Source organism: Bacillus cereus group sp. Bc031 (assembly GCF_027716265.1).
Lineage (GTDB): Bacteria > Bacillota > Bacilli > Bacillales > Bacillaceae_G > Bacillus_A > Bacillus_A paranthracis.
Map to the genome: position 1 here is coordinate 61,953 of NZ_JAQFUL010000016.1, position 16,502 is coordinate 78,454.

The window sequence follows — 16,502 nt, forward strand, 5'->3', positions numbered from 1 at the left end:
TTTCTTATTTTATATCCATATACCATATATCAGCAATGTATTTTCATAAATTCCTAATACATAATGGTTCATTGTAAGATTACTGGGAAAGGTATTATACATATAGTAGGATGTAGATGAAGAAATAAGATGATAAAAAGCTCGCATAAGCGAGCTTTTTATTTAATATACAGATGTATTATTTTCTGACGTATTTTCTAAAATTTCTTTTACACGTCCTAAGAACTTACCACAAATTAAACCATCTAGTACACGATGATCAAGTGATAAACATAAGTTAACCATGTCGCGAGCACCGAACATACCATTTTCCATAATTACTGGGCGTTTTACAATTGATTCAACTTGTAAAATAGCCGCTTGTGGGTAATTAATAATACCCATAGATTGAACAGAACCGAATGATCCTGTGTTATTAATTGTAAATGTTCCGCCTTGCATTTCGTCCGCTTTTAACGATTTCGTACGTACTTTTCCCGCAAGTTCTGTAATTTCACGAGCGATACCTTTAATTGTCTTCTCGTCCGCGTGTTTAATTACTGGTACAAATAGTTCGTCCTCTGTCGCAACAGCGATAGAAAGGTTAATATCTTTCTTCTGAACGATTTTATCGCCAGCCCACATTGAATTAATTTGAGGATACTCTTTTAACGCTTGTGCTACTGCTTTTACGAAGAAAGCAAAGAACGTTAAGTTAAAGCCTTCGCGTTTTTTGAAATCACCTTTAATTGAATTACGGTATGACACAAGGTTTGTCACATCTACTTCAATCATCATCCAAGCGTGTGGCGCTTCGTGTTTACTACGTAACATGTTCGCTGCGATTGCTTTACGTACACCTGTTACTGGAATTTCGATATCGCCAGGCATTGTTGGTACAGAAACTGGTTTCGCAGCTTCTACTTTTTGTGCTACTGGCGCTGCTTTTGGTGCTTCCGGACGCGCTTCTACTACTGCCGCTACCGCTTCCTCTTTCTTCGCCGCACCTGCTTGCGGAATATTTCCTGATTCCACTAGCTTTAAAATATCTTTACGAGTGATACGGCCGTTTGCTCCCGTACCTTCTACTAGATCTAAATCAACGTTATGTTCACCTGCAAGTTTTAACACAGCTGGTGAAAAACGAGGTTTTCCATCAGTTGGTTGTTTTGCTTTCGGTGCTTTTTCAGGCGTAGCTACTTCTGCCTTTGGTTCTTCTTTTGTTTTTTCCTCAACAGCTGTTGCTGCTACTTCATCTGCGCCTTCTACTTGAATCACACAAACTACTTCACCTACAGCTAACGTATCACCTTCACCAGCGATCAACTCTTTCACAATACCAGTGAAAGAAGATGGTACTTCAGCATTTACTTTATCAGTCATTACTTCTGCAAGCGGATCATATTTGTTTACGTGATCGCCAACATTAACGAGCCATTTACTAATTGTACCCTCTGTAACGCTCTCCCCGAGCTGAGGCATTGTAATATTTTCTACAGCCATGTATAGTCCCCCCGATTAAAATTCCGCAAGTTCACGCATTGCTTTTTCAACTTTATCTGGATTTACCATAAAGAATTTTTCCATTGTTGGTGCATATGGCATTGCTGGAACGTCTGGACCTGCAAGACGCGCAATTGGTGCATCTAAATCAAATAGACAGTTTTCAGCGATAATTGCTGCCACTTCACTCATAATACTTCCTTCTTTATTGTCTTCTGTTACAAGAAGAACTTTACCTGTTTTAGAAGCTGCTTCAATGATTGCTTCTTTATCTAATGGATATACAGTACGTAAATCAAGAATATGTGCAGAGATGCCATCTTGCGCTAACTTTTCAGCTGCTTGAAGAGCAAAATGAACACATAATCCGTATGTGATAACAGTAATATCATCACCTTCACGTTTTACATCTGCTTTTCCGATTGGTAATACGTAATCATCTTCTGGCACTTCACCTTTAATTAAGCGATATGCACGTTTATGCTCAAAGAATAATACTGGATCTTCATCACGAATTGCAGCTTTTAGTAAGCCTTTTGCATCATATGGTGTAGAAGGGATAACGATTTTTAAACCAGGTTGGTTTGCAAACATCGCTTCTACAGATTGCGAATGATACAATGCACCGTGAACACCGCCGCCAAATGGCGCACGAACTGTGATTGGACAAGTCCAATCATTATTAGAACGGTAACGAATTTTTGCTGCCTCAGAAACAATTTGGTTTACTGCTGGCATGATGAAATCCGCAAACTGCATTTCAGCGATTGGACGCATTCCATACATTGCTGCACCAATTGCAACCCCAGCGATTGCAGATTCTGCAAGTGGTGTATCTAGCGCACGATCTTCACCAAATTGATCATATAATCCGTGTGTCGCTTTAAATACGCCACCTTTTTTACCAACATCTTCACCTAAAACGAATACTTTCTCATCGCGTTCCATTTCCTCGCGCATTGCTAATGTAATAGCATCCATATAAGACATTACAGCCATGAAACGTCCCCCCCTATTCTGCGTATACGTGCTTCAATGCATCTTCAGGTGCTGCATACGGAGCATTTTCTGCATATTCTGTTGCTTCGTTTACGATATGCATAATTTCGTCTAACATTTGTTTTTCTGATTCCTCAGTTAACACGCCAACCTCTTTTAAATAAGCAGCAAATGTTACAATTGAATCATTTTTCTTCGCTTCTTCTACTTCTTCTTTATCACGATAAACGCGATCATCATCGTCACTTGAATGTGCTGTTAAACGATATGATACTGTTTCAATTAAAGTTGGACCTTCACCACGGCGGCCACGGTCTGCTGCTTCTTTTACAGCTTTATATACTGCAAGCGGATCGTTTCCGTCTACTGTATATCCAGGCATACCGTATCCAATTGCACGGTCTGATACATTTTTACATGCTAATTGTTTTTCAACTGGAATAGAGATTGCGTATTTATTATTTTCACACATAAAAATAACAGGTAACTTGTGTACGCCAGCAAAGTTTGCACCTTCATGGAAATCACCTTGGTTGGAAGAACCTTCACCGAATGTAACAAACGTTACTAAATCTTTCTTTTCCATTTTTCCAGCTAATGCAATACCAACTGCATGTGGTACTTGCGTTGTTACTGGAGATGAACCTGTCACAATACGATTTTTCTTTTGACCGAAGTGACCAGGCATTTGACGACCACCAGAGTTTGGATCTCCAGCTTTCGCGAAACCAGATAGCATCAGTTCTTTCGCTGTCATACCAAACGCTAGTACAACACCCATATCACGGTAGTATGGTAATGCATAATCTTTCTCTCTATCAAGAGCAAATGCTGCTCCAACTTGTGCTGCCTCTTGTCCTTGACAAGAAATTACGAATGGAATTTTACCAGCACGGTTTAATAACCACATACGTTCGTCGATTTTACGTGCAAGTAACATCGTACGGAACATTTCTAATACTTGCTCATCACTTAAGCCAAGCTCTTCATGGCGCTTTTCTTTTACTTCTGCCATTTTTCATAACCTCCTAAATCCACATTTTTATGCATGTAACGCTTTTCCATCTACAGCTAATGCTGCTTCACCAATCGCCTCAGATAATGATGGATGCGGATGAATTGTATGTGCTACTTCCCAAGGTGTTGCATCAAGTACTCTTGCAAGACCCGCTTCAGAAATCATATCTGTTACATGCGGTCCAATCATATGAACACCGAGAATATCATTTGTTTCTTCATCAACTACAAGTTTTACGAAACCATCTGATTCGCCGTATACAAGCGCTTTTCCGATTGCACGGAATGAGAACTTACCTACTTTTAGCTTATAGCCTTTTTCTTTCGCTTCTTGTTCTGTTAAACCGACAGAAGCAACTTCCGGACTGCTATATACGCATTTTGATACCATAGAATAATCAATTGGTGTAACTTCTTTACCAGCAATATGTTCTACTGCAACAATTCCTTCATGAGAAGCAACGTGAGCAAGCTGTAAGCCACCAATTACATCACCGATTGCGTAAATATGAGATTCTTTCGTTTGATAAAACTCATTTGTTTGAATGTATCCTTTTTCCACAACGATATCCGTATTCTCTAAACCAATATTTTGCGTATTGGCTTGTCGTCCTACAGATACAAGCATTTTTTCTGCTTTAAATTCTTTATTCTCACCGTTATGTTCAGCTTGAATTGTTACTCCATTATCTTTTACCAATGTTTCTGGTAATACTTTTGCACCAGTTACCACTTTAATACCTTTTTTCTTGAATAGACGTTGCATTTCTTTTGAAACGTCTTGGTCTTCTAGTGGTAGTATCGTTTTCGCATACTCTAATACTGTAACTTCTACACCGAAGTCAGCAAGCATAGATGCCCACTCAATACCAATTACACCGCCACCAACGATAATAATCGAGCTAGGAAGCGTTTCCATTTTTAGGGCATGATCAGAAGACATTACATACTCTCCGTCTAATTCTAAACCTGGTAATGAATTCGGACGAGAACCTGTTGCAATAAGTACATTTTTTGGAATTAACATTTCATTCTCTTCTCCACTTGCAAGTTCAACTGAAATTGTCCCTGGCATCGGAGAGAAAATAGATGGGCCAAGAATACGGCCAATACCTTCAAACACATCAATTTTACCTTGTTTCATTAAGTGCTGAACACCTTTATGAAGTTGCGTTACAATCTTCTCTTTACGCTCTTGTACTTTCGCAAAGTTTAGTTCTACATTACTTGCAATAACTCCGAACTCTTCGCTTTTTTTAGCAGTTGCGTATACTTCCGCACTACGTAAAAGGGCTTTACTAGGAATACATCCTTTGTGTAAACAAGTACCACCAAGATTTTCTTTTTCAACAAGTGCAGTTTTTAACCCTAGTTGTGATGCACGAATTGCAGCAACATATCCACCAGTACCGCCGCCAACGATGACTAAATCATATTCTTTTGCCATTATCTCAACCCCTAGCTACCGTTTCTTTTTCACGTACAATATATTCTTTTGGAGCTTCTTCTTCACGTAGTACACGAAGTGCCCCTTCTGCTAATGCTTGTAATTCATCTTCTCCTGGATGTACGATAACATCTGCAATCCAGTCTACTCGTTCTTTTATTTCATCAACAAGGATTTTACTGTAAGCAAGTCCACCAGTTAATACGATTGCATCGATTTTCCCGTGAAGTACAGCGCTAGCTCCGCCAATCTCTTTTGCAACTTGATATGCCATAGCTTTATAAATAAGAGTTGCTTCAGGATCACCTTTTTCAACCATTTGTTCTACTTTAATCGCATCATTTGTACCGATAAGACTTACAAGTCCACCTTGTCCGACAAGTTTTTTAATCATTTCATCTCGGTAATACTCACCAGAGAAACACATTTCTACTAGTTGCTCTACTGGTACTGTACCAGCGCGCTCTGGACTAAATGGGCCTTCTCCGTTTAAACCGTTATTTACATCGATTACTCTTCCTTTTTTATGAGCACCAACTGTAATACCTCCGCCCATATGTGTAACTAATAAATTTAAATCCTCATATTTGTGATTTAACTGTTCAGCTACTTTACGAGCAACTGCTTTTTGATTTAATGCATGGAAAATACTTTTGCGTTCCATACCAGCAATACCACTTATACGAGCAATAGGCTCCATTTCATCTACAACGACAGGGTCTACAATGAATGCCGGAATATTTAATCCAGAAGCTATTTCATATGCTAAAATGCCCCCAAGGTTTGAAGCGTGATGACCGCTAAAACCATTTTTTAAATCTTCTAACATCGCATCGTTTACTGTGTATGTTCCGCCTTCGATTGGACGAAGTAATCCCCCACGGCCACAAACTGCGTTTAATTTTGAAATGTTAATACCGTGAGAATGTAGAACTTCTAAGATCGTTTCTTTACGAAACTCATATTGGTCGATAATTCGCTTATATTTTCCAATCTGTTCTTCGTCATGACGAATAGTTTCTTCTAAAACGGGTCTTTCATTATCAAAAACACCAATTTTTGTGGATGTACTACCCGGATTAATAACAAGAATTCGATTTACAGACACTGTTGCTACCTCCACTAATAAATTCAAAAGGAGGTGGAAACCTCATAAGAGGTAACCACACCTTTTGTAAAAGTAATATATGAATGATTAGCGACGGCTAATAATGTCGTGACCGTTGCGTAAGTATGTGCTACGAGAGTTTTTCAAGCTTGCAATGCGCTCTTCAGCTAGACGATCAGCTGCTACATAAGTTGCAATGCCATCGCGTTTTGAAATTTCGATTACTTTTGCAATTGTGTCATAAATTGATTCTACGCGTTTTAATGCGCGTTCTCTATTGTATCCATATAACTCGTCTGCTACGTTAATTACGCCACCTGCATTAATTACATAGTCTGGTGCGTATACAATACCCATTTCATGAATGATGTCGCCGTGACGATCTTCTTTTAATTGGTTATTTGCAGAACCTGCAATTACTTTTGCTTTAAGTTGTGGAATAGTTTCGTCATTAACTGTTGCGCCTAATGCACATGGTGCGTAAATATCACATTCAACACCGTAAATTTCATTTGGCTCAACTGCTGTTGCACCGAATTCTTCTACTGCACGTTGTACAGCTTCTTTATTAATATCTGTAACGATTAGTTTTGCGCCTTCAGCGTGTAAATGTTTGCATAGGTGATATGCTACGTTACCAACACCTTGAACAGCAATTACTTTTCCTTCTAAATTATCAGTACCGAAAGCCTCTTTCGCAGCAGCTTTCATACCACGATAAACACCGTATGCAGTTACTGGAGATGGGTTACCAGAAGAACCGAATGATGGTGAAATACCTGTTACAAAGTCAGTTTCTTCGTGGATAATATCCATATCATCTACTGTTGTACCAACATCTTCAGCTGTAATGTAACGTCCGTTTAGTCCTTGAATATAACGACCTAATGCACGGAACATTGCTTCGCTCTTATCTTTACGTGGATCACCGATAATTACTGTTTTCGCACCACCTAAGTTTAAACCAGCTGCTGCGTTTTTGTATGTCATCCCTTTTGCAAGACGCAATGCATCTTCAATCGCCGCTTCTTCAGAATCATATGTCCACATTCTTGTTCCACCAAGAGCAGGTCCAAGTGTTGTATCATGAATTGCAATGATTGCTTTTAAACCTGATTCTTTATCTTGACAAAATACTACTTGCTCATAATCATATTTTTCTAAGTATTCGAAGATTTCTAATGCCATTGTCGTTTCCCCCTAATGTTTTACCCTATTTGGTTTATTTTGAAGCAGTGGCAACTGCCAATGCTAATGAATATACTTTTGTTTCTGCTGAATCAGCACGAGATGTTAAAACAATCGGTGCTTTTGCGCCAGCAATCATTGCTCCTACTTTTGCATCCGCAAAGTATACGAGTGATTTATATAGTACATTTCCAGCTTCAATTGTTGGGACGAGTAAAATGTCTGCCTTACCTGCTACATCACTTACTATGCCTTTATGTTCTGCTGCAATTTGTGATACTGCATTATCTAAAGCAAGTGGTCCATCAACGACACAATTTTTAATTTGTCCGCGGCGATTCATTTGAGTTAACATCGCTGCATCAATTGTCGCTTGCATCGCAGGATTCACAACCTCTACCGCTGCAATTGGTGCTACCTTCGGCAAATCAATTCCTATTGCCCGGGCAACTTCTACAGTATTTTGTATAATAGCAGCTTTTTGTGTTACATCAGGTGCAATGTTCATCGCTGCATCTGTAACAAAAATGAGACGATTGTAGTTTGGAACTTCAAATGCTGCAACGTGTGAAAGTACGCTACCTTTACGAAGTCCCCACTCTTTATTTAATACAGCCTTCAAAATATTTGCTGTTGGGATGTTCCCCTTCATAAGCACATCTGCTTCGCCATTTCTTACAGCTTTAACAGAAAGTTCTGCAGCCTCAGCACTTGACTGTGTTGCAATCACTTCAATATGTTCTGAAGTTTGTAAACTATGTTCTTGTAGCATCCCCATTATTTTTTCTTGATTTCCATATAGACGAAATTGAGCTAGCTGTAATGTAATTGCTTTCGCTACAGCTTCAATTACTTCATGATCTTCAGCTACTGCTACAGCCACAGTTTTTTTAGGCTGGCCTGCCGCTTGATCAATTAAGTGTTCTAACTTCATATTTTGTAATCAACCCTTTCCGTCGTCCCTCGTCTTTTTATTAAGCAAATACCGTGCCAACTTTCAAAAGTGGTCTTACCAATAATGAAAACACATTCAAAACACAGTAAAATCAATACTTTGGAAAATAACAAAAGATTCTGTCTTATTTTGTCGCTTTTTGTATACCATGCAATAAATTGCACGGTACGCAATTTATTGCATGCTATTTTTTGCACACTCATACTTTTCTAGCTTGTAATATAAATTTCGAACCGAAATTCCTAACTCTCTTGCTGTTTGTGTTTTATTTCCACCAAATCTCTCTAAATATTCATGAATGATATTCCCTTCAAACTCCGTCACTAAATGCTCAAGTGGCTTTTCTTCTAACTCAGGCAATAAATGAGCTTGTTTTGACTCCACTTGCTCTTCGTTATGTAATGGCGGTAAATGTTGTACATCAATATAGGTCTCGTTATAATTCATAAAGATAATAGCTCTCCCCAAAATATTTTCAAGTTCCCTCACATTCCCTGGCCATTCATATGATTGTAAATATGAAATAGCAGAATTAGTGAGCCCCTCTATATTTCGGCCATAATCTTGGTTGATTTTTTGAATTAATCTGTCTGCGATTGCCGGTATATCCCCTTTACGCTGACGAAGAGATGGAATTTGAATTGGAATTTTATTTAATCGATAATATAAATCCTCCCTAAACTTCCCTTCTAGAATGGCTTTTTCTAAATTCACGTGCGTCGCTGCAATTACTCTGACATTGATAGGGATCGCTTTCGTTCCACCAACTTTTACAATTTCTTTCTCTTGCAAAACGCGAAGGAGTTTCGCTTGCGTATTTGCAGATAGTTCCCCTATTTCATCTAAAAAGATGCTGCCGTTATTCGCTTCCTCAAAGAATCCACGTTTTCCCCCTCTTTTCGCGCCAGAAAACGCCCCTTCCTCATAACCAAACAATTCACTTTCTAACAACGTCTCCGAAATAGCTGCACAATTTACACGAACAAACTTATTATATTTCCGATTACTTCCATTATGGATAGCATGCGCAAACAATTCTTTACCTGTCCCTGACTCCCCGCGTAACAACACTGTTGCTGGTGTATTCGCCCCCAGTTTCGCCTGTTCAATAGCAGCCGTTGTTTCATCTGAATTTCCGACAATGTCATCAAATGAATATTTCGCTTCTAACGTTCGAATGATTTGCCTTGCTCTATTCAGTTCATTTGTTAATTTTTGAATTTCTGATACGTCGCGAATTACACCGACGCTCCCTTTCAATATTCCATCCACAATAACTGGTGCTACGTTTACAATTACATCTCGCTTTTTTTGTCCGATTTTCATATGTATGCCTCGTACCGCCCTACGCGTTCGAAGTACTTTCATATGCATACTTTCACCTTCTACAATATCAGTTGTAGCCGGCTTTCCAATAATGTCCTCTTCTGTTAAACCTGTTAATTTCGTATATGCAGGGTTAATTACTAACCCTCGACCTTTTTCATCCACGACCGAAATGGCTTCCTCAGACGAGTTAATAATCGCCTCAAGTAACGTTTGAATCTCCTTTAAATCTGTAACTTCTTCCGCAAGATCTACAACCTCTGTTATATCTTTAAAAATCGCAAATGCCCCTTGCACTTCTCCTCCCTCTTTTAATATTGGAATACGGGTTGTAATAATTTTCTTTCCATTCTCAAGCGTCAGTTCATAATTTACTTCTATTTGTTTCGTACGTATAATACGAAGCAACTTACTAGTCGGAATAACTTCTAAAATATATTTCCCTACCGCATCTTCTTTTTTATATCCGATAATACGTTCTGCACTTTTATTGAATAGGCGAACTTGTCCTTCTTGATCAATCACTATCATACCGTCATGCGTAGAGTTTAAAATTAAATCACCTTGCTGCGTTTGCTCTTCTAACTTTCCAATTAAATTTTCCTTCTCATGTGCTAATCTCGTAACAATTTTTGCAATATCACCTGGTATAAGAAGAGTATCTTTATGCTTTTTCTTTAATAAATCTTTATGTAAATCATCGTCACCTGTCATATCAAACATTACATCAATGTGCATAGAAAGAAACGGAGTCACACTCTCTCCAATTGCAATCCCGTATTCCTTTGCCATCTGTAACCCTTTTGCTATCGGATTTATATCAATAATCCCTATAATTTGAAATATATTCGAACTCTGTAACAGACGCAGCAGTGTACTACCACCTTCACCTGCACCAACAATTAAAACTTTTTGTTTCATATATTACACTTCCTCTCGGAGTATCTCTGCAAAATTTTTCACACCCTTATCTTACTCGTTCAGCCCCCTCTTGACAAACCCCCTTTTCATATAACATCATTAAAATAAACAAAATAATCTGAAAAGGAGCGTTTATATGCAGCGTTACCTTGCTCTATTATTAGCACTCATCCCTATTTCATTAGCTGTGTTTGGCATTAAGTTAATGAGAGATACCGTATTCGGGATTTTATTTCCTCCACTCTCTATACTATGGTTACAATTTTTAATCGGGGCTCTCTGCTTCGCGCTCGGATTTTATATCTTTGGTGGTTTCGTCTTACACCGAGATCGTAAACGAAATAAAGTACAAGCTCGCTTTCGAAGATAGGAAAGCCCTACTATTTACAAATAAAAAAATGAGACCGTTACAAGCGGTCTCATTTTTTTATTGGCAATAATGCTCTTGCCGTTTCAGGATAATCCGTAATAATCGCCGAAATATTCATATCAAAATATTTACGCATAAGTGTTTCTTCATTAATTGTATAGGGCCGAACCTCTACATCACTTTCCATCGTTAGTTCGGCAACAGCATCTTGAAGATAACGATAATTAGGATGCACTGCTGTAGCCCCCATTTTTTTTGCATATGCCCACGGACTATGCAAACCTTCGCGATATAAAATCGCTGTTTGAATATCTGGAGCCATCATATGACACCTTTTCATACTGTAATGATTAAATGAAGAAAATATAACACGATCTTCTAGATTAAATTTCCGTACAAGCGTTATAACTTCTTCTTCTAAACCTCTGTATGGAATTTTATTATTTTTAAGTTCAATATTAAGTAACAACTCTGTTTTTTCAATCCATTTTAACACCTCTTCTAAAAGAGGTATTTTACAAAATCCTACTTTATCACCAAATTTATAACTCGCATCTAATTTACATAAATCCTCATATACATAATTTCGAACCGCACCTTTTCCATTCGTTGTCCGATTCACTGTTTCATCATGAATGACGACAACCTTTCCGTCTTTCGTTAATTGAACATCCAGCTCAATTCCATCTGTCTTAAAAGATTCAGCTGCTTCAAATGAAATCATCGTATTTTCTGGGTACGTTCCCGCTGCACCACGATGCGCAAATATAAGAGTCATCCTCACTCCCCCAATCTTATGCTATACTATACGAAAAAGGAGGTACTTCTATGAGACCATTACAAATTTCTCCAGACACTGCAGTCCGCCTATCAAAAGCACTAGGTGTTCCACTTGAACAACTTATGCATATGCCGCAGCACATTTTAATTCAAAAGTTAGTTGAATTAGAAAAACAAAATAAAGACGAAGAATAATACAGTCCTGTTTCGCAGGACTTTTTATTATTTTCTATTATATCATGGATGGCTTCCTTGCTAAAATCCCTCATTGGATATACCATGATTCAATTTAACCTTCACTTCGAACATGTACAATAAAAAGACCAACGAATTCTAACATTCATTGGTCATTAATTAAAAAGTTCATTGGTTTTAAATTTACTATCGAGTATACATTTCAAGAATTATTAAGCTTTATTAAAACTTAAATCCCTTACTTCTTCTATTCTCAGCTAACCTTATGTTCAAGTCTCAACTTATCCGCAACCATTGCGATGAACTCAGAGTTCGTAGGTTTTGCTTTTGACATAGATACTGTATAACCGAATAAGGACGAAATAGAATCGATATTCCCACGACTCCATGCTACTTCAATTGCGTGACGGATTGCACGCTCGACACGGCTTGCTGTTGTATTATATTTCTTCGCGATATCTGGATACAATACTTTCGTAATAGATCCCAGTAATTCGATGTCATTGTACACCATAGAAATTGCTTCCCTTAAGTACATGTACCCTTTAATATGAGCAGGCACACCAATTTCATGAATGATACTCGTAATGCTTGCATCTAAGTTTTTCGGTTTTCCATCTACTGTTGTTGCTGATCGGAAAGATGGCAGTGGACGTTTAATAGTAGCGTTCGCTTTACCGCTCACTTGACGAATATGACTCGTTAAATTCTCCATATCAAATGGTTTTAATATGAAATATGACGCACCTAAGTCAACTGCTTTTTTCGTCACATCTTCTTGTCCAAACGCTGTCAACATAATTACGCTAGGCTGTCTTAACCTTTCAATATGGCGCATTTTCTCTAGTACAGCTAACCCATCTAAATGTGGCATAATAATATCTAATACAAGTACATCCGGCTGCTTATCTTTTAATAAATTTAAACACTCTTGACCATTATAAGCAGCACCAATTACTTCCATATCCTCTTGAGCAGCTACATAACTCTCTAGCATTGATACTAATTCTTTATTATCATCCACAAGACATACTTTAATTTTCTCCACAGCTTTTCCTCCCTTACCGAATCGATTCTCCGACATGTGTATCCTTCTAGGCTACATGAATTGTTCGACAATTGTGTGAAAATTCCCTTTTAAAGTTTGTTACTTTCCGATAAAATCACAAAAAAATATGTTTATCGTTTAATTATTCCTTTTCGCAACACATTCCATCATAGAAAAACAACGAAACGTTCAACCCTTTCCTTTTATTTTACAACAAAAAACACCTCTTGCGGAGCTTTTACAAAATTTCAACGAATTTTTCAATAGAAAAACGAGCTAATTATTAATTAGCTCGCTTTTCTTTCTTGATTATAAATGTTAATTCCAGCCTCATGTAACATCCATTCAATATGAACACCATATCCTGATGTTGGATCATTTACAAATACATGTGTAACAGCGCCAATTACCTTTCCATTTTGTACAATTGGACTTCCGCTCATCCCCTGTACGATACCACCTGTTTTCGCTAATAAACGTTTATCTGTTACTTTTATTACCATGCCTTTTGTTGCCGGAAACTTTTGCGGTACTGTACTCACAACTTCAATATCAAACGCTTCCACTTTATCTTGATCAATAACCGTTAATATTTTTGCCGGTCCTTCTTTTACTTGATGAGATAGTGCAATAGGCATCGCTTTATCCATTACGCCATTTGTCATATTTGTATTCAATTTGCCAAAAATACCAAATGGACTATTTATTGTAATATTGCCAATCACTTCACGATCAGGTGAGAACCTCGCTAATTTCTCCCCTGGATTCCCATGACTACCTCTTTCAATTGATGTAACTGTCGAACGCATAATTTGTCCATCTTCGACTTGAATCGGCTTTTTCGTATCATTATCAGAAATAACATGACCAAGTGCCCCATATTTCATAGAATCAGGATGAACAAATGTCATTGTTCCGATTCCAGCTGCCGAATCACGAATATATAAACCAATGCGATAAGACGATTCTCCACTGTCTTTTTGTGGTGTTAGTTTAGTGCGGATATGCTTTCCATCCCTTAGCAAAACGAGATTAAGCGGTTCGCCTGTTTCCCCACTATTATGAATAAATGGTGCTACATCACTCATTCTTTCAATTGTTTTACCATTAATTTCAGTAATCATATCTCCAATTTGCACACCAGCTGTTTCACCAGGAGATACTTTCCCTTTTTCAGTTTGAATTAAATGATGGCCTACAACAAGTACCCCTTTTGTGTTTAACTTTACACCAATTGATTCTCCACCTGGAATAACTTTGAAATCTTTTAATACTCTCACATTTACTTTTTTCACTGGAAAACCAGCAAGCTGAAACACCATATCTGCTTCACCATTTTGATGAGAATTTACCATAAGTCCTTGTTTTTGTTCATTTGAACTTACTGTAAACACATGACGATCTGTAGATGAAGCTTTAAATACTGGTAATGAAGCTATTTCTGATTGTTGTCCTTCAAAAACAACAAGTTGCTTCGGAGATGAAATAAACGTCCGAAGCGGTTTAAAACACCCAATAAAAACTAAAGAAACAAGGAGAAAAATACCTATTATTTTGCGAAATCTTTCTAATTTCAATTTGTTCACTCTCCTCGCTCCTACCCCACATTCAGCCTTTTGGCTTCACTTTTTAATCTCTCCTTGCAATGCTTTATTTATAACCGGAAGAATTAAGAAATCATCATTTGAGAAAAAAAGCTATCCATTACTGGATAGCCTCTGCTGTCTGTTTAAAATGATGCGCTTGCGTAAGTAATTCTTTCGCATGTTCTGTCGTTAAATCTGTAATTTCCACACCAGAAATCATTCGAGCTATTTCTGTTACTTTATCCTCCATAGTTAAAACGGTAACTGATGTAATTGTTCGATCATTTGCTACTTGTTTTCGAATAAATAAATGCGAATCCGCCATTGAAGCTACTTGAGGTAAGTGCGTAATACAAAGTACTTGTGAGTTTACTGATACTCGATAAATCTTTTCCGCAATAGCCTGTGCCACCCGGCCACTTACACCAGTATCCACTTCATCAAAAATAACAGATGCAACACCTTGATGCTTAGAAAAAATGCTTTTTAAAGCTAAAATAATACGGGATAACTCTCCGCCAGAAGCAACCTTTGAAAGTGGTTTTAGCGGCTCACCCGGATTTGTTGAAATATAAAATTCCACATGATCGTAACCATCCGCTGTAAGTCTTACCGGTGCTCCCTCCACGAGAGGCTCTTCTGCATTTCCTTCTCGCTTCATAATTCTCACTTCAAATTTTGTTTTTTCCATATATAATTCTTTTAATTCCTGATGAATGGCATTTGTAAGATGCTCTGCAAGTTCATGACGCATATTACTTAACAACGTTGCTTCTTTCAGAATAACACTTTCTAATTCCTTCAACTGTTTCTTCGTCGTTTCAATATGAACGTCTTTATTTTCAATCGTAAAAATTTCTTGTTCAATTTTATCAGCATACGCTAAAATCTCTTCTACAGTATTTCCATATTTTCTCTTTAGCATACGAATTTCATTTAAACGCGTTTCAATTTCATCTAAGCGATTCGGATCATATTCCATCATATCGAGCTTTTCTCTTAGTTGATAGGCAACTTCTTCTAATAAATAATAACTATTGGCAATGGAATCATGATTTTCTTGATACACTTCATCTAAATGTGTAATACTCTCCATTTGTCCCATTGCGCTTCGTACATTATCTAACCCTTGTCCGTCAGCACTTAACGAGCGATACGCATCCCCTAATGCTTTGTAAATTTTTTCGAAATTAGAAATTTGCAATCGTTCTTCAGTTAAGTCATTTTCTTCATCTATCTTTAAATCCGCTTTACGGATTTCTTCATGCTGAAATTGAATTAAATCTAAACGATGTGCCATTTGTTGTTCATTTTCACTTAACGATTTCAACTGTTTTTTTAATTTCTCATAGTCAGCATATACGTTTTGGTATATATCTAATTGTTTAACGATACGCTCTCCATCAAAATGATCGAGCATAAATAGATGACGTTCTTCATTCATTAAGTCTTGCGTTTCGTGTTGTCCATGAATATCAACAAGTGTTTTTCCAATTTCTTTTAATACACTAAGGGTAACTAGTTTTCCATTTACACGACATACACTTTTTCCGTTTGCAGCGATATCACGCTTCAAAATAATCATGCCGTCTTCTATTTCTATATCCAACTCTTCTGCTTTTTCAATACATGGATGCTTATCATCTTCCACATAAAATAGCCCCTCTATCTCAGCTTTTTCTGTTCCGTATCGAACAAATTCTGCTGAACCACGGCCACCTACAAGTAAACTAATCGCATCAATAATAATCGATTTTCCGGCCCCTGTTTCACCACTTAAAACCGTTAATCCTTTTTGAAAAGAAATATTTAATGCCTCAATAATAGCAAAGTTTCTAATCGATAATTCCGATAACAATGCCCCATTCACCTCGTTATAAACTAATCCCCTATGAAGGGCTTTTCTCAGTTCTTTATTCAAATAGTCATACTATATGTTTGTATGTATAAATTACTTTTCTAACCGCTCCATTGTACCAAACATTTGTTTTACGGGTCAATCCACATGCCCATCAACTTAAGAACGAAAACAAAATGAACTTTCGTTCAAACAAACTAAAAAACACGTAATGTACTTTTG

14 protein-coding genes are annotated in these 16,502 nt (G+C 37.5%); 2 read left to right on the forward strand and 12 right to left on the reverse strand.

Features of this window, described 5'->3' with window-relative positions; genetic code table 11:
* Window positions 1–162 precede the first annotated feature (162 nt).
* The 8 genes from PDQ33_RS09165 to PDQ33_RS09200 form a co-directional block, all read right to left on the reverse strand.
* Window positions 163–1,482, reverse strand: coding sequence for a dihydrolipoamide acetyltransferase family protein (locus PDQ33_RS09165; protein WP_000257652.1), 1,320 nt, complete (start codon window positions 1,480–1,482; stop codon window positions 163–165).
* Between the two features lie 15 nt (window positions 1,483–1,497).
* The gene (bfmBAB, locus tag PDQ33_RS09170; RefSeq protein WP_270755367.1) at window positions 1,498–2,481 is read right to left on the reverse strand and encodes a 3-methyl-2-oxobutanoate dehydrogenase subunit beta; all 984 of its coding nucleotides are present in this window, start codon (window positions 2,479–2,481) and stop codon (window positions 1,498–1,500) included.
* A gap of 13 nt (window positions 2,482–2,494) precedes the next feature.
* The gene (gene bfmBAA, locus PDQ33_RS09175; RefSeq protein WP_000852555.1) at window positions 2,495–3,496 is read right to left on the reverse strand and encodes a 3-methyl-2-oxobutanoate dehydrogenase subunit alpha; all 1,002 of its coding nucleotides are present in this window, start codon (window positions 3,494–3,496) and stop codon (window positions 2,495–2,497) included.
* A gap of 27 nt (window positions 3,497–3,523) precedes the next feature.
* Window positions 3,524–4,945: a dihydrolipoyl dehydrogenase gene (lpdA, locus tag PDQ33_RS09180; protein ID WP_001051291.1), complete on the reverse strand. Its 1,422-nt coding sequence runs from the start codon at window positions 4,943–4,945 to the stop codon at window positions 3,524–3,526.
* Window positions 4,946–4,949: 4 nt separating this feature from the next.
* Window positions 4,950–6,053: a butyrate kinase gene (buk, locus tag PDQ33_RS09185; protein WP_270392879.1), complete on the reverse strand. Its 1,104-nt coding sequence runs from the start codon at window positions 6,051–6,053 to the stop codon at window positions 4,950–4,952.
* 87 nt (window positions 6,054–6,140) lie between these two features.
* A complete protein-coding gene (locus PDQ33_RS09190) occupies window positions 6,141–7,241 on the reverse strand; it encodes a leucine dehydrogenase (RefSeq protein ID WP_001162675.1) in 1,101 nt (366 codons plus the stop codon).
* 34 nt (window positions 7,242–7,275) lie between these two features.
* Complete coding sequence (gene yqiS, locus PDQ33_RS09195) at window positions 7,276–8,175, reverse strand: phosphate butyryltransferase (protein ID WP_000763079.1); 900 nt, start codon at window positions 8,173–8,175, stop codon at window positions 7,276–7,278.
* A 195-nt stretch (window positions 8,176–8,370) separates the two neighbouring features.
* A complete protein-coding gene (locus tag PDQ33_RS09200; RefSeq protein ID WP_270392878.1) occupies window positions 8,371–10,443 on the reverse strand; it encodes a sigma-54 interaction domain-containing protein in 2,073 nt (690 codons plus the stop codon).
* Window positions 10,444–10,579: 136 nt separating this feature from the next.
* On the opposite strand from PDQ33_RS09200, the gene PDQ33_RS09205 reads away from it, so the two are divergent.
* On the forward strand, window positions 10,580–10,813 hold the full coding sequence (locus PDQ33_RS09205) for a DUF2627 domain-containing protein (RefSeq protein ID WP_001190187.1): 234 nt from the start codon (window positions 10,580–10,582) through the stop codon (window positions 10,811–10,813).
* 49 nt (window positions 10,814–10,862) lie between these two features.
* Here the strand turns inward: PDQ33_RS09205 and PDQ33_RS09210 are convergent, their stop codons facing one another.
* Entirely contained in the window at window positions 10,863–11,591 is a 729-nt protein-coding gene (locus PDQ33_RS09210; RefSeq protein WP_000172565.1) for a glycerophosphodiester phosphodiesterase, read from the reverse strand.
* 50 nt (window positions 11,592–11,641) lie between these two features.
* On the opposite strand from PDQ33_RS09210, the gene PDQ33_RS09215 reads away from it, so the two are divergent.
* Window positions 11,642–11,788 carry a YycC family protein gene (locus tag PDQ33_RS09215; RefSeq protein WP_001247671.1) on the forward strand — a complete coding sequence of 49 codons (147 nt, stop codon included), beginning with the start codon at window positions 11,642–11,644 and terminating at the stop codon, window positions 11,786–11,788.
* A 253-nt stretch (window positions 11,789–12,041) separates the two neighbouring features.
* Here PDQ33_RS09215 and spo0A read toward each other — a convergent pair whose 3' ends face one another.
* From spo0A to recN, 3 genes are all read right to left on the reverse strand, one after another.
* Window positions 12,042–12,836, reverse strand: coding sequence for a sporulation transcription factor Spo0A (gene spo0A / locus PDQ33_RS09220; protein WP_270755361.1), 795 nt, complete (start codon window positions 12,834–12,836; stop codon window positions 12,042–12,044).
* 287 nt (window positions 12,837–13,123) lie between these two features.
* Window positions 13,124–14,422 (reverse strand): SpoIVB peptidase, encoded by a 1,299-nt coding sequence (spoIVB, locus tag PDQ33_RS09225; protein WP_270393401.1) that lies wholly within the window; start codon window positions 14,420–14,422, stop codon window positions 13,124–13,126.
* A gap of 118 nt (window positions 14,423–14,540) precedes the next feature.
* Window positions 14,541–16,280, reverse strand: coding sequence for a DNA repair protein RecN (recN, locus tag PDQ33_RS09230; RefSeq protein WP_000947749.1), 1,740 nt, complete (start codon window positions 16,278–16,280; stop codon window positions 14,541–14,543).
* Window positions 16,281–16,502 lie beyond the last annotated feature (222 nt).